This window comes from Streptomyces sp. NPDC002476 (assembly GCF_042889785.1).
Lineage (GTDB): Bacteria > Actinomycetota > Actinomycetes > Streptomycetales > Streptomycetaceae > Streptomyces.
In genome coordinates this window covers 330,933-345,237 of the sequence record NZ_JBIARH010000002.1, presented here as the reverse complement: position 1 = coordinate 345,237, position 14,305 = coordinate 330,933, and the positions used below count along the sequence as shown (strand labels likewise).

At 72.3% G+C, this 14,305-nt stretch carries 12 protein-coding genes and 2 pseudogenes; 10 read left to right on the top strand and 4 right to left on the bottom strand.

Annotated features, from left to right (window positions below; all coding sequences use genetic code 11):
• Positions 1-100 precede the first annotated feature (100 nt).
• The 7 genes from ACFYXM_RS03410 to ACFYXM_RS03380 all read left to right on the top strand — a co-directional run bounded on the left by ACFYXM_RS03410 (position 101) and on the right by ACFYXM_RS03380 (position 8,178).
• On the top strand, positions 101-1,390 hold the full coding sequence (locus ACFYXM_RS03410) for a YcaO-like family protein (RefSeq protein WP_389286393.1): 1,290 nt from the start codon (positions 101-103) through the stop codon (positions 1,388-1,390).
• A complete protein-coding gene (locus tag ACFYXM_RS03405; protein WP_389286392.1) occupies positions 1,369-2,037 on the top strand; it encodes a TOMM precursor leader peptide-binding protein in 669 nt (222 codons plus the stop codon). Before ACFYXM_RS03410 ends, ACFYXM_RS03405 begins: the two co-directional genes overlap by 22 nt.
• Positions 2,034-3,755: a nitroreductase family protein gene (locus ACFYXM_RS03400; protein ID WP_389286390.1), complete on the top strand. Its 1,722-nt coding sequence runs from the start codon at positions 2,034-2,036 to the stop codon at positions 3,753-3,755. The genes ACFYXM_RS03405 and ACFYXM_RS03400 overlap by 4 nt, the downstream gene beginning before the upstream one ends.
• On the top strand, positions 3,733-4,407 hold the full coding sequence (locus tag ACFYXM_RS03395; RefSeq protein WP_389286389.1) for a nitroreductase family protein: 675 nt from the start codon (positions 3,733-3,735) through the stop codon (positions 4,405-4,407). Before ACFYXM_RS03400 ends, ACFYXM_RS03395 begins: the two co-directional genes overlap by 23 nt.
• Complete coding sequence (locus ACFYXM_RS03390) at positions 4,404-5,627, top strand: YcaO-like family protein (RefSeq protein ID WP_389286387.1); 1,224 nt, start codon at positions 4,404-4,406, stop codon at positions 5,625-5,627. Before ACFYXM_RS03395 ends, ACFYXM_RS03390 begins: the two co-directional genes overlap by 4 nt.
• A 10-nt stretch (positions 5,628-5,637) precedes the next feature.
• Positions 5,638-7,050: a TfuA-like protein gene (locus ACFYXM_RS03385; protein WP_389286386.1), complete on the top strand. Its 1,413-nt coding sequence runs from the start codon at positions 5,638-5,640 to the stop codon at positions 7,048-7,050.
• A 162-nt stretch (positions 7,051-7,212) separates the two neighbouring features.
• Positions 7,213-8,178: a JmjC domain-containing protein gene (locus ACFYXM_RS03380; RefSeq protein ID WP_389286384.1), complete on the top strand. Its 966-nt coding sequence runs from the start codon at positions 7,213-7,215 to the stop codon at positions 8,176-8,178.
• Positions 8,179-8,210: 32 nt separating this feature from the next.
• Here ACFYXM_RS03380 and ACFYXM_RS03375 read toward each other — a convergent pair.
• Positions 8,211-8,380, bottom strand: a pseudogene (locus ACFYXM_RS03375) (1,4-beta-xylanase); the annotation flags it as partial.
• A gap of 326 nt (positions 8,381-8,706) precedes the next feature.
• Here ACFYXM_RS03375 and ACFYXM_RS03370 point away from each other — a divergent pair.
• A complete protein-coding gene (locus ACFYXM_RS03370; protein WP_389286382.1) occupies positions 8,707-9,654 on the top strand; it encodes a RimK family alpha-L-glutamate ligase in 948 nt (315 codons plus the stop codon).
• The gene (locus ACFYXM_RS03365; RefSeq protein ID WP_389286381.1) at positions 9,651-10,490 is read left to right on the top strand and encodes a RimK family alpha-L-glutamate ligase; all 840 of its coding nucleotides are present in this window, start codon (positions 9,651-9,653) and stop codon (positions 10,488-10,490) included. The genes ACFYXM_RS03370 and ACFYXM_RS03365 overlap by 4 nt, the downstream gene beginning before the upstream one ends.
• On the opposite strand, the pseudogene ACFYXM_RS03360 reads toward ACFYXM_RS03365, so the two are convergent.
• Positions 10,478-10,687 (bottom strand): annotated as a pseudogene (locus tag ACFYXM_RS03360) (hypothetical protein); the annotation flags it as partial. The gene ACFYXM_RS03365 and the pseudogene ACFYXM_RS03360 overlap by 13 nt on opposite strands.
• Here ACFYXM_RS03360 and ACFYXM_RS03355 point away from each other — a divergent pair.
• A complete protein-coding gene (locus ACFYXM_RS03355) occupies positions 10,626-11,411 on the top strand; it encodes a hypothetical protein (RefSeq protein WP_389286573.1) in 786 nt (261 codons plus the stop codon). The pseudogene ACFYXM_RS03360 and the gene ACFYXM_RS03355 sit on opposite strands and share 62 nt — an antisense overlap.
• Here ACFYXM_RS03355 and ACFYXM_RS03350 read toward each other — a convergent pair.
• Positions 11,347-13,323, bottom strand: coding sequence for a DUF262 domain-containing protein (locus ACFYXM_RS03350; protein WP_389286380.1), 1,977 nt, complete (start codon positions 13,321-13,323; stop codon positions 11,347-11,349). The genes ACFYXM_RS03355 and ACFYXM_RS03350 overlap by 65 nt on opposite strands.
• Positions 13,324-13,490: 167 nt before the next feature.
• The gene (locus ACFYXM_RS03345; protein ID WP_389286378.1) at positions 13,491-14,144 is read right to left on the bottom strand and encodes a class F sortase; all 654 of its coding nucleotides are present in this window, start codon (positions 14,142-14,144) and stop codon (positions 13,491-13,493) included.
• Between the last annotated feature and the right edge of the window lie 161 nt (positions 14,145-14,305).

Below are 14,305 nucleotides of genomic sequence, written 5' to 3'. Positions count from 1 at the left end.
CTGAACGGCATTGACGCCAGATCCGGCAGGGTCGTGCGGTGTCCCCACCGCACGACCCCGCCTCCTGCGACAGACAAGCGAGGCCCACGCCATGCCCTCCATGGCAGACGATCAGTTGAACAAGCTCGACGAACTCGTGTCCCCCTACGGTGTGGTCAGGGGAACCCGCCAGTACCGGCCGGAGGGCTGGACGGCCCAGTTGTACGGCTGCCACGCCGACGGCGGCAGCGGACGTCCCGGTTCCGGTGCGGACCTGCACACCAGCGACGGCGGCGGACGCTCCTTCGGCGACCCGGCGCGTGCCCGGCTGGTGGCGATCGCGGAGGCAGCCGAGCGCTACTCCGCCTATGAGCCGCCCACGGCCGAGCACCGGTGGGCAACGGTCTTCGACCTCGAAGGCCCCGTCCTCGACATAGGCCGGCTGCCTCGCTGCTCCGCCATCGAGTCGGCGGATCCCGCCTGCCCGATCGTGCCGTTCGACCCCGGCGCGCCGATCCGCTGGGTCCAGGGCATGGAGTTGGTCTCGGGCAAACGGACGTGGCTGCCGGCGGTGATGGCGACCTACCGGTTGCATCCCGCCGTGCCGGCCGAGCGTTTCTGGTACCGGCTGTCGACCGGCTTCGCGGTGCACCACGATCCAGTCGAGGCGCTTGTGCGCGCCGTTCTCGAAGTGGTCGAGCGCGACGCGATCGCTCTCACCTGGTTGCAGCGAATGCCGCTGCCCCCGCTTCCCCCCGACCTCCCGGTCTCGCCGGCGATGGAGGAGTTGCTCGACGCCTCGCACCGCCATTTCCTGCGGACACTGCTGTTCGATGCGACGACCGACCTCGGGGTGCCGACGGTCTACTGCCTCCAGGTCTCCGAGCACGACCGGCGAGTCCGCCACGTGGTGGGCTGCGCCGCCGACCGCACCCTCTCGGCGGCGGCCGAGAAGGCACTGGGCGAGGCCCTCGGAGTGCGAGGGGTGCTGTACGACGAGGTGCCCGAGCCGGCCTCGTTCGCCGAGTTCACCTCGATCACCGACGGGGCCCGCTACATGGCCTCGCCTCTGCGCGCGGACGCGTTCGCCTTCCTGCACGAGGCGGCGACGGGCCGGCCGCGCGCCGAACAGCCCGGACTGCCCGCCGATCCGCGGGCCGCGCTCGCTGTCCTGCTCGACCGCTTCGCGGCGTCGGGCATGCCTGTGTACGCCGTCGACCGGAGCCACTGCGAGTTGCGCTCCGTCGGTCTGAGCTCGTTCAACGTCGTCATCCCGGATCTGATGCCGATGACACTGACTCCGGTCGCCCAGTTCCGCGCCCATCCCCGGCTGTTCGAGGCGCCGGCCGCGATGGGGTTCACCGTCCACTCCGAGGAGGGGCTCAATCCATGGCCGCAACCATTCGCCTGACAGGCCGCCGGCTGCTGGTCGTCGGTGTCGGAGGCTTCGGTGAGCAGGTCGCGCAGCTGCTGTCCACCGGCGGCCTCGGTGCCGACCGGGTCCGGCGGGAGGACCTGGCGGACGCCTTCGGCGCCCGTCCCGGGGCGGTCGTCCTGGCTGCCCAGCACCCTTTGCCCGCCCTGGGCCGCCAGGCCGACGCCCTGGCCTGGCAGCACAGGGTGCCGTGGCTGCCCGTGGTCACCGAGGACCTGCTGCTGCGGATCGGTCCGTGGGTGGTTCCGCACCAGGGTCCCTGCTTCGACTGCTACCTGGCCCGGCGGACACAGCACGACGACCAGGCGTCGATCACCAACGCTCTGTGGGAGGCGCACGAGGCCGACCCGGGAAGCGGGCCGCGCGGGTTCCTGCCGCAGCACGCCCGCACAGCCGCCGGCCTGTTGCACTGCCTTCTCGACGGTCCGGACGAGGTGAGCGCGAAGCCCGGCTCGGTCACGGCCGTCAGCCTGCGAAACGGCGAGATCGACACCCAGCCGGTCCTGCGCTGCCACGGCTGCCTGCGCTGCGCACCGGAGACCGTTCCCGGCCTGGATCGCACCGGAGTACTGGCCGAACTGCTCGGCGACGCCAGGACGACGCATCAGGGAGTTCCCGCATGACCACGCACACGAGCACCGCCGAAGCCGCACCCGCCGGGCCCGGCGACGGCCACGGGCATGACTGCCGGCCCCGGCTGCGCCGAGGGATCGCCGTCACCGCGGTGGCCCGCGGGCTGGTGGTCGAGGCCGTCGGCCGTCGCCACCTCTTCGCCGGCGCTGCGGCGGCCGACACGCTGCCCCGTCTGCTCGCCCTGCTCGACGGCACCCGCGACCGGGCCGCGATCGCGGCCGAATTGGGCCTCGACGCGTCCGGGATCGCCCCTGTCTTGACCGCCCTCGAGGAACGCGCACTTCTCGAACCGGACTGCTCCGCCGTCGGCACGGCCCCGGCGGACGGCGCGCCCACGGCGATCGACCCGGTGGCCGACTTCCTGTCGCGCACGGGACCGCCGGCCGATGCCGAGTGCGGGTCGTCGATCGCGCTCGCCCGGCTGGCGGCGGCCACGGTCGCCCTGTCCGGCCCGCCCGAGGTGACCCGGCGCGTCACCGAGGACCTGCGAGCCTGCGGTGTGGGCCGGATCGCGCCCGTGCCGCCCGGCGAAGCCGCCCCGGTCGGCCCGGTGGATCTGTTCGTGGTCTGCGACGACGCCTCGGCGCGGCTCGACGAAGCCGGCCGCGGCGGCGCCGCCGGCGGCTTCGAGGTCCTGCGGTACGCGATCCGTGCCTCGGCGGACGCGACGGCCGCGATCGAGATCGGCCCGAGGTTCCTGCCCGGTCACACCGCCTGCACCAGCTGTTTCCGGGCGGGCCACGAGCAGGCGTTCCCCGCAGACCGGGTGCCCTCCCCGCTGCCGCCGGCGACCGTAGACCTCGTCGCCGGTCTGGTCACCGACCAGGTCACCGCCGTGCTCGCCGGCACCGCGCAGCCGCTGCCGCGCCGGGATCTGCGGCGACTGACCGTACCGGACCTCACCACCCGGATCCTGGCGGTCGTTCCGGAGCCCGGCTGTCCCCACTGCGGACCCATCGGCGCCGGGGCGGAGCGGGAACCGGACACCGTCGAGTGGCTGCTGCAGGCCGCGCCCGCGGAGCGGTTCGCCGCCGGTATGGGCGTCACCCCCTTCGATCCTCCGGCCGTCCCGGAACTGGAGACCAGTCCGAGGTACCCACTGCCGGCCCCGGTGACGGCGGCGCCTTCGCCGGGGGTGCTCGACGAACAGGCCGTCAGCCTGCTGCTGTCGCTCACCGCCGGCCTCCGGGGAACCGGCCCGGCCGGGGGCACACCCGAGGAAGCCGGACCCGGCGGCGGCCTACGGCGCCGCTGGGCGCCCAGCGGCGGCAATCTGGGCTCGGTGCGGATCTTCCTGCTCACCGAGGCGCCCCTGTCGCCGCTGCCCGGCACCGTGTTCGCGTACGACGACGAGGCCGGCGAGCTGATCGCCGCTCGCTGTGACGCGCCGCCCTTGAGCGAACTGCTCGCGGGTACGGCTTTGGCCGGCCGACCGGTCGACGCGGCCCTGGTGTTCACCGGCGCACTGCACCGGCTCCGGGGCAAGTACCGCGTGTTCTCCCCCCGCTTGGCCCATCTGGACACCGGCTGCGCGATGGCGCAGGCCGCCCTGGTGGCGGCCGAACTGGGGTTGCGGGCCGATCTGGTGGCCGGTGACACCGGTGGGCTTGTCGAGCACCTGGATCTGGACCCGGCCGACCGGATGGTGACGGGGATCATCGGAATCTACGGGAAGGACAACGGCGATGCCGCTCGTCGACGAGCGTGACCTGATGACCGTCTTCGCGGAGCGGCTCGCCGCCGGCCGGACGACGCCGGCCGCAGGCCCTGCGGAGCCCGCGGCCGGCCCGGCACCGTACGCCGGGGCGCTGTGGGAGGTGCTGGAGGCCCGTCGGTCGCTGCGGTCGTTCGACCCGCGCCAGGTGGCGGCGGACGAGCTGTCCGCCGCCCTGGCCGACGCCCTGACGACCCATCGCGCCCAGTGGCCCGGACGGCCTCCGACGGACCTCACCGTCCTGCTGGCGGCGTATCGCGTCGGCACCCTGCCGGTCGGCTGGTACGAGGTCGGGCCCGATGGTGCCTTCCGCCTGGTCGAGGGCGCCCCCAAGCTGCCCGACGCGGCGGAGTCCTTCGACGACGCCCCCGCGGTGCTGATGATCGGCGGTGATCTGGCCGGTGCCGTCCGCCGGGCTGATCACGCGGGGCACGCCGACCTCCTGGTCCGGGCCGCCGCGCTCGCGCACTGCTGCTGGCTGACGGCGATCGGTGCCGGGTTCGGCGGCTGCCTGCGCGGACGGAGCCAGGGAGCGGCGACATCCGTGCTCCACGCCCTTCGGCCGGGTGGACGCCATTTGCTGAGCCTGACGTTGGGCCGCCCCGGGCCCGCGCCGGGCCGGGACGAAGCGGCGGTGACCCGGTGAGCGTGGCCGCGACCCCGGCGGAGCCGACGGCTCCGGCTCTCGTCGCCGACGCCCGGCCGGCGGCTCCGAAGGACATGACGAGCGGGGAGAAGATGTACTTCACGGGGACGCACCGTGCCTGCCCGCCCGCGCGGACCTGGGAGTGGCTCGCGCCGCTGCTCCCCGCCGTCGGGGTGACCCGGATCGCGGACCTGACCTGGCTGGACGACATCGGTATCCCCGTCTACCAAGCGGTCGCCCCCACCGGCCGCTATCTGTCCGTTTATCAGGGCAAGGGGCTGGACCCGGTGTCGGCCAAGGTGTCCGCCGCGATGGAGGCGATCGAGCGGTGGCACGGCGGGCACCTGGACACCCGGCCGGATCACGTGGGCAGCGTCGCCGACGTCGAACCCGGCCTGGGCTACCGTGTCGACGAGCTCGCACTGCGGGCACGCCACTGCCTCAACGCGGCGACCCGGCCGGCCTGGCGCTCCGCGGTGCGGTTGAGCGACGGCGGCTCCTCGCTGGTTCCGCTGGACTGCCTGATCCTGGACCGCCGGGTCCGTCCGCGCTGGCGGCCGCCGCTGTTCGCCGCCACCAGCAACGGCCTGGCCGGCGGCAACACTCGGGACGAGGCGATCGCGCACGGCCTGTACGAGGTGATCGAGCGCGACGCCGTCCACCGCGCGTGGGCCGACGGGCCCTCGCGCGTGGTCGACGCCGATGGTGTGCCGGGCCCGGCGGCCGAACTCATCGAGCAGTACCGGGCGGCCGGTGTGCGGATCGGTATCGGCCTGCTCGCCACCCCGTTGGAGGTGCCCTGCTTCGGCGTGGCCATCCTCGGCGGCGGTTTTCCCCTGCCGATCCATGGTTACGGCTGCCACCTGGACGCTCAGGTGGCCCTGTGCCGGGCCCTGACCGAGGCGGCCCAGGTCCGGCTGTCGATCATCGCAGGCGCCCGGGACGACCTCGAGGACCGTACGTACCGGCGGCTACGACTCGCCCTGGCGCGCACCGCGCAGGCGCCGCCGCCGGGCCGGGGCGGGCCCCCGTCCGTCCCGTTCGACGCCGTCCCCTCCGTGGTACTGCCCGATCACCGCGACGAGACCGCCCGGCTGGTCGACCGCGTCGTCGCCGTCACGGGACGCAGTCCACTGGTGGTCGACCACACCCGTGCCGATCTCGGCGTCCCGGTCGTCCATGTCCTCTGTCCCGGCATGACGATGCCCCGCACCATGTGAGGCCCGCACCATGACCCATCGATACCTCTTCCTCGGCCCGTCGGCCCCCGGCTTCCTCGCCCCGCCCGGGGTCACCCTTCTGCCGCCCGTCGCCGCCGGTGATCTGCTGGCCCTGCCGCTCACAGACGGGGACGTCGTCGGCATCGTGGACGGCTACTTCCACCAGGTGCGGGCGGTGCCGCACAAGGAGATCCTCGCCGTCCTCGACCGCGGAGCCGAGGTGCTCGGCGCCGCAAGCATGGGAGCGCTGCGTGCCGCCGAGCTCGACGCCTTCGGGATGCGCGGCGTCGGCCGGGTGTACCAGGACTACCGGGACGGGAGGATCGAGGCCGACGACGAGGTGGCGCTGCTGCACGGCCCGCCCGAGAGCGACTACCGCGCCATGTCCGAACCCCTGGTCGTCATTCGGTCCACCCTGGCCAGGGCGGTGCGCGACGGGGCGTGCGACGCGGCGACCGCGGGGCGGATCGTCGGCGCCCTGCGGGTGACTCCGTATCCGCTGCGAGCCTTCGAGCGGTTCCCCGAGCTGAGCGAGGCGGTCGGCGTCGACCCCGGCGAGCTGAAGGTGCTCGGCGAGCACTGCGCCCGTCACCGCGACGACGTCAAACGGGCCGACACGCTCGCGCTGGCCGACATCCTGGCCGCCTGGGACCCGGACACCGCACGTCCCACCGGGGTCCGCCCTGGGGTGCCGCGTACGACGTATCTGGCCTCCTGGGAGGAGGGGGCCCGGCCGGCTCCCGGAAGCGGCCCGGACGGCCGACGGCCCGGCGCCCTGGCCGCGCTGCGCGTGCTGCAACTGTTCTCCGACGCCTTCCCCGCGCAGCGGCGGCGGACGGTTCTGGCGTGGATCGCCCGGGACTGCGCCCGCACCTGTGCGACGGCGCCGGTCCCCGGCGACACCACGGACGCCGCGATCGCCCACGGTGTCCACCTCGGGGTGTATCCAGACCCCGGTCGAGGCGACGGTTTCGGCTTCCTGCGGCCGTGGCTGACCGAGGCGGAGGCGGCCCAGGGCAGCCGCCGCGAACAGCTGACGGTCTTCTTGTCCCGGAGTTTCGAGCTGGACCCCGGTGTCCCCGGGGACACCGTCCTCCTCGACGAGTTCGAGCACTCCTCCGCGTTCGCCCGCGCCCATGAGACGGCCGCCGCCTGCCTGCGCGACTCCGAGGAGCTGTCGGGGGGCAGGTCCGAGTCCGATCCGCTCATGCTGTTCGACGAGGACCTGGCCGAGCGTCTGACCGGACGCTGGGGCTGTACCCGGGCCGAGGCGGACCTGTACGCGCTGGACCGGGGCTTCGCCTCGATGGAGGCGGCCGTCGAGGCCGTCCGCCCGTACCACCTGCTGCTGCGCCCCGCCGCCCGAGCCACGGTCCCGGCTTCCTGCGCCCGCGTCGGCACGCGTCCCGACCCCGGCCCCTGAGGGGGCCGACCCGCCTGCTCCTGGCGCCTTCACCGAGAACCACTGGAGCGAAGAAGACAGCGCCAGAGCGCCCGGCGGCCGTCACCCGACGCCCCCTCGTCCCCACTCCGACCCCGCTGCTGCGGGACACACCGCACCACGCTTCCCCGAGGATCAGACGACATGGATGTCCTGCACCGCTTCACGGGCGACGCCGACGATTTCGTCGACACGCTGCGGCACGGCACCCCCCGGGTGTTCCGCCCCGCGGACCCGCCTCTCGACCTGCTGTCGGCCGACGAGCTGGACCATTGGCTCGACACCGGTCTGCTGCGCGTCCCCTACCTGCAACTGGTCACCGCGGACGGCGAGGTACCCCTTCCCCGGTTCTGTCCCCCGCGCACTGTCCTGGGCCGGGCCGAGCACGGTTACGTGGACGGGTCCTCGGTACGCCGCCTCCTCGCCGAGGGGACCGCCACCGTGCTGCTGCGTCACATCGACCAGTGGCACCCCGGCATCCGCGCGTTCTGCGAGGCGATGCGGCGCCGACTCGGCCGGCAGGTGGAAGCGTTCCACTTCATCACCCCGCCGGGGACCCAGGGGCGGCCGGTCCACCGCGATGACGCCGACGTGTTCGTCATCCAGACCAGCGGTACCAAGGTCTGGCATCTGTACGACGGTCCGGGCGACGGCCGGTGGGCCCCCGGCCCCGTCGGCTCCCCCGGCCGTCCGACGTTCACCACCCGACTGGAACCGGGTGAGGTGCTCTACATACCGCGCGGCCACGCACACCGCGCGATCGCCGCCGAGCCCGGAGCCAGCGCCCACCTGTCGTTCACCGTCCGCGAGGCGGGCGAGGCCCACTTGCGGGCCGCCCTGGCAGCGCTGCTCGTCGGGACCGACCGGCCCGCCCGCCCGCTGGGCGAGAAGGATCTGCTGGCAGCCGCGGACAGCATGTTGGCCGAGGCACGCGCGAACCTCGCCACGCTGAGCGGCGAAGCCCTCCTCGACCGGGCACGGGCCGGCATGCGCGCCGTCGCCTCTCTCCCCGAGCCGGCGGACGCCCCCGGCGGGGACGCCCAGGGCCGGGACGCCCCCGGCGGGTCGACCGGGCTCAGGATCACGGACCTGCTCACGGGGTCACCCTGACGCACGAGGGCTTCCCCGAAGGCCGAGGGCCAGCCACCGGCGCACGAGACCGTGGGCCAGGTCTGGTTGCGTTGTTCTGGATCGTCACCCCGAAGGTGTTGCCGTTGCCTTTGGGTTTGGCCACGAGGGTCTGGCTGCTGGGGTAGGAGGCGGTGATGTTCCAGGTCGCCGTGATCTTGGCCGGGGAAGGCACGTTCATCGTCGTTCTCAGCAGGCCAGCGGCCTGGGGCGAGGGGCTTGGGCAGGTCTCTTAACGCCCCGCCCGACCTCATCGGTCACCCTGGCAGGAGAGCTGCCGACATGCGCCAGGGCCCCGGCCCGCGCTTACGACCTGGGGAACAATAGGGAGCGGGCTCCCGCCGCCCTGCGACTCCGCCTCCCACGTTGTCGTCGGTCACCGACGCCGTAACGCCCGGTGGCGGTTGCTTTGACTTGAGCGTGACGTAGCGTTGCCCCTTTGGTGGTGCTCGGAAGAGCACCGCAAGGCATCGTCGTGCCCTCATTCATGGGGCACCGAGGGGTATTGGGATGAAGCTCTGCTTCCTCGTCGAAGAGCTGTACCGGCATGACAGCATGCCGCTTGACGTGGTCCGACAACTGACGTCGTGGGGACACCACGTGGACGTGGTGCGCCCCGGCGGCTCACTGCTGCGGATCTCGGAAGAGGTGCGGGCGGGGACCCATGACGCCTGGGTGCTCAAGACCGTGTCCGGCGGCCCCGGGCTCGCCCTGCTGGAGGCCGCAGCTGCTGTGGGCCTGACCACGGTGAACGATGCGCGGTCGATCCGCGCGGTGCGCGACAAGGTCCTCACATCGGTCATCGCGCGACAGCACGGCCTACCGGTTCCGGTGACCTATTCGGCACCGAGGGCCGCGCTGTTCGCAGATGTTCCCGACGAGCTCTTCCCTCTGGTGGTCAAGCCCGCCGACGGGAGCTCGGGGCGCGGGGTGCGGCTCGTGTCGGACCCCGGGCGGCTGGCGGAGACGGATCAGGCGGGGGAGGGCCAACTCATCGCACAGCCCTACGTGCCCAACTCCGGCTCCGACCTGAAGGTCTACTGCCTCGCGGGCGAATTCCACGCGACCTTGCGCCGCTCCCCGCTCAACCCGGACGGGCCGCCCGACGAGGGTGCCGTCCCCCTGCCCGCCGAGGTGGCCGCAGCGGCGGCGAAGGTGGGAGCGGTCTTCGGCCTCGATCTGTACGGCGTCGACGTGGTGCTCGGCCCCGACGGCCCCGTGATCGTCGACATCAACGACTTCCCGAGCTTCCGCCAGGTACCCGACGCAGTATCCCGGTTGGCCGGAGCCGTCCTCGACCTGGCCAGGACGGGCGGCGCTGCCAGGAAGGGCGTGCTCGCCCCCGCCCCGCGCATTTCCGTGCAGCCGCAGATCCCCCACGGACTGCCTCATCCGCACCCCGTCCCCGGCCCCGAGGCGGACCTGCTGGCAGCCGTTCCGGGAGCCGCGCAGATATGAGGGTGTGTCTGCTGACCGACAAGCCGGATCATCCGCTGCTCGCCGCAGCCTCTTCCGCACTGATCGAGGCGGGGCACCGGGTGACGTTCCTGAACCCGGACACCGGAACCGGATCCCCGTCGAACCTGGTGACCCCGGACGATCTCGCCGATGTCTACCTCCTCAAGGCCCATACCCCCCGGGCACTCGTGCTGGCCCGATTCCTCGAGGCACACGGCGCCCGGGTGGTGAACTCCGCCGCCGCGACGGAGCTGTGCCAGGACAGGAGCCGGACCGCCGCCGTGGCGGAAGACGCCGGCCTGCCGATGCCCAGGACGAGGACCCTGGACGCGCTGTCCGAAGCCCTCCACGGAGCGGCGCGGCCGGAGAGCGGCTATCCGCTCATGGTCAAGAGCCGCCACAGCCGGCGCGCGGACCTGGTCGCCCGCGTGGACGGTCCGGCCGAGTTCCGGGACCTTGCCGTGAAGTGGTCCGACGAGCCCGTCGTCCTGCAGGAGTTCGTCGCGAACAGCGGCTGGGACCACAAGCTGTGGGTGATCGCGGGCGAGGTGTTCGCGGGGGTGCGCCCCGCACCTGTGGGTGCCCCGCCGGACGGTGCGCAGTCCGCGCCACTGGTCCGTGACCTGCCGCAGTCCTGGACCCGACTCGCCCTCCACACGGGAGAGGTCTTCGGCCTGGATGTCTACGGTGTCGATGTGCTGGACCGCGAGGGGGCGCCCGTCGTCGTCGACATCAATGCCTTCCCGGGCATCCGCGGACCGAAGGGCGCCCCGGCGGCGCTGGCAGCCCTGGCACTGCGACGCCCCCGGCCCGGCCCTCCCGGCTACGAGGCTTGACACACCCCGGCCTCCACCAGGAACTCGCTGGGGGTGCCCGACCACGACACATGCAGCCCGTCCCGGGCCCGCGTGCACGCGACGAACAGCAGGCAGCGTTCCGCCAGCAGGTCCGACTGGTGCTGGAGCCGGTCGATGTCGGCCGGGGTCACCGCACGCGGGTACGGCAGTGCACCGTCGTTCACGCCGACCGACGCCGAAGTCATCACCCTGTCCGCGCTCCGGGCACTCGTGATCACGGCGATCTACGGACGCGGCGGGCTGTCCCGCTCGGCGGAGACCGTCCATGAGGACGAACTGCCCGCAGGGTCGAGCCCCGAGCAGGTCGAGCAGAACGTCGTGCCGCTGCTGGCCCACCTGATCGCCGACCGCAGCGAGCATTTCGTCTCGCGCAGCGCCCTCACCGCACCGGCCGTGCTCGCCGGGCTCGGCATCGCAGTGCACCACACCGCGCCGTGGGCCGACACGGTGAACGCCCTGGGCGCCGACGAACTGCACCGGCTGCTCTCCGACATCCGGTGGGAGCGCGAGGCCCGCTACTGGGACGGGGTGGCAGCGAAGTCGGGTGCCTCCGGACGCCTCAACTTCAGCGGCGGTGTCAAGGACTCCGGCGGCCGGGTCGCCGACGCCATCCTCTACCCCGGTACCGAAGCCGGGCGTCGGATCCGCGGGCGGTGGACGCCGGGACCGCGCCCGCCCGCTCCTTCCGGGGCCGTCGAATCGCGGCGACGGCCCCGCACACCGGATCCACCCGGCCGCGTGACGCTCGACAAGGGCGAGTACTTCAAGACGAACCGCAGCGCGGAATGGAAGAGGGTCGGCCGAGCGGGGTCCCGCGTCGGCGGGTGGAGCGGAATCAAGTGTTCGTGCACACCCGTTGTCCGTTCAGACCGTCGCCCGTTCCGCGCGCGTTGTCGATGAAGCGACGCAGGGCGTCCGTGCTGTGGAACACACGATAGTCGCCGGCTTCCAGCGCAGCCTGCTCCTGGGGCGTGGTGTCAGGGGCGAGGACCACGGGGACGCCGACCTCTCCATGGAGGCCCTGGGGCCAGTAGGCGGCGGCGACGGTGATGGCGGCTCCCGTGCGGGGATCGCTCACCTCGCTGTCCAGCTCCGGTGCCACCAGGTCCGCCGCTGCGAGTTCCGACAGCAGAGCGGCCAGGCCCGGGATGTCCTCGTCATCGTCCGAGCCGGCCAGCGACACGGCCGTTCGCGTGGTGGTGAGAGCGGTCGGCACCTGGAGCTCTGCCGACGAGGGGCCGTCGTGGAGAGCCTGGAGAAAGTCGTTGGCGGCATCGGCCAGCAGCGCGCGGCGGGCGGCCTGGAAGTCCGGATAGTTCTCGATCCGCCAGAGTGCCCGGTCCATGGGGATCCATTGCGTCGCCAGGACGCCCGGCATGCGGGTCTCGATCTCTTCCAGGTATTCTGCCGGACTCTTCGCCCCGATCTGCAGATTCGTGTCCTGGGTCAGGAAGCAGAAGTTGGCCACGGCGTTCACTTCGGCGCGGCTGTATCCGTGCTCGTACAAGCGGGCCTTGGGGAAGATGTGGTGCACCTGGAGAGAGCTGAGGCGGCCCAGCATGCCGTCCCGCAGGGGCACGCCGCTGACGAAGTCCTGGGCCCCGTACACCCGCGTCAGCAGGTAGAGAAGGGGATAGAAGCGGGAACCCATGCTGGAGCCGACGAAGTCGTCGGGACGGACCGTGAGCAGACCGCCCCGGCTGCGGCGCAGCACATCGATCAGTCGATCGACGCCACCGTCGTCGAGTGCCTGCAGGTCCTGGTTGAGAGCGGTCTCGGTGGCTCCGGTGTGACGGCCCCACAGGAAGCTGTGGACGTACCAGTGGAAGAGACGGTCGCGGGTCATGGCATCCGGGAACCGGCCGCCGTGATGGTGGAGCAGGCGGCTCATGACGGGAAACGCGGCCCGGCCGTTCAGGACCCGTCCGTGATCGAGCCCGAGACGTCCGCCGAGCGCGTTCAGAAGGTACGAGACGGAGTCGACGGTTTCCTTCAGACCGGTGCGGAACAGCGCGACATCGACATCCGCGAGCTTCGAGAACTGTGCCTCGCCCGTGAGTACGGCGTTGACATTGCGCAGCAGCCAGTCGAGCTTGAAATCGAAACCGGCGCCCGACCAGTTGTCCAACGCCTCGTTCATGGTGGGCCGCGCGGCCGGCCAGGTGGCGCAGATGGCGGCCAGCGCCAAATCGCCCTTGGAGAGCTTGGTCCCACCCGAGTTCACACGGTTGAAGATGTCCACGACGACATCGATGGTCTTGTCCGCACCGGTGACCTCGTCCACATGGACGGTGCGGTCCTTGATCTGCGTGATCCGGTTGAGCCGCTCGATGAATGTCCCTTGCAATGCCGCGTCCTGGTCCGCGAGCTGCGTAACGGCGAGCAACTGGCTGCCCAGGCCGCCCTGGAACAGTGCCGAGACATCGACCCAGACGGGGTTGCCCTTCATCTTCCCCGGCGCGTAGAACTCGAAGGACTCCGTCTGCAGATTGAAGTGCAGCCCGGTCAGTGCCGAGGAGTTGCCTTCGAAGAAGCGGGGCGGCCGGCCGCGGGTCACGCCGTACAGGGTCGTCACCCGCTGCTGGCCGTCCAGAAGCAGCTGAATGGTGCCGTCCTTGCCGGTTGTTCCGCCGCGCGTGTCGGCCGTCTCGGCCTTGGTGCTCCAGGTGAGGAAGCCGCCGATCGGGTAGCCGCGGTACAACGACTGGAAGAAGCCGCGTACTTGGTCGCGGGTCCACACATAGCCGCGCTGGAACTCCGGCAGAGCGATGTCGCCCGCGTCGACCTTGTCCAGGATCTGGGAGATCTGCATATCCGTAGCCCGCCTTCCGAACCCGGCGGATTCCCCCCACCGAGAACTGCACCTGATCTTCGGTAAAACTAGCAGTCGGTGGGCTTGCACGGGCCTGCTCCGGGTGTCCCGGGGGACGCCCTGCGCCGATGTGAAGTCATCGCCAGTACGGTGCCTCGAAGCCGTCGTCAGCTCCGGGTGGCGTACACGATGAGATTGTCGACGGGGTGGCCCTCCGCGTCGAAGGCGCCGTCGCAGGTGACGAGGCGCAGGGCACGCTCGTCGGTGGCGCCGTAGACCTTTTCCGTCGGGAACGCCTTCTTGTCGACGGTCTCGGTGCCGGTGACCCGGAAGTGGAGTTCCGCGCCGCGGTCGTTGCGGATCGCGATGTCCGCGCCCTTGGCAATCTTTTTCAGGTCGTGGAAGACGGCCTTTCCGAAGCGGGTGTCGTTGTGCCCGATGAGAACGGCGGCGCCGCGTTCGCCCGGGGCGGGGTTGCCGGTGTACCAGCCGACGGTCATGCCCTTCTCGGCGGGCGGTACCTCCACGGTGCCGTCCGCGTTCAGTCCGAGCCGCATCACGTCACTGTCCACGCCGATCGAAGGGATGCTCAGGTGGAGGGGGCGGGCGGCGGTGCCCGTGTTCCCGGGGGTGTTCGTGTCCTCGGAGGCCGTGTTCCCGGCGGAGTCGGTCGCTCCGGGGACCGTGGCGGAGGACGCGGCAGCGCCGCCGTCGCGGGCGGTTGACGGGGCGTCCGCACCGCCGGAGGAGCAGCCGGCGAGAGCGAGACAGACGAGCGCCGGAAGCATGGCGCGCCGGAGCGGCACGAGGGCACGGAACATGGGGGCTCCAGGGCGGGTGACGGGAGGCGGGAAGGGGGAGTGGCGGGGGCCCCCCCCCGGGCGGGGGGGCCCCCCCCCCGCGGGGGGGGCGGGGGGGGGCGCGCCGGGGGGGGGGGGCCGGGGGCGGGGGGGGGGCCCGGCGGCGGGGGGGCGGACCCCGC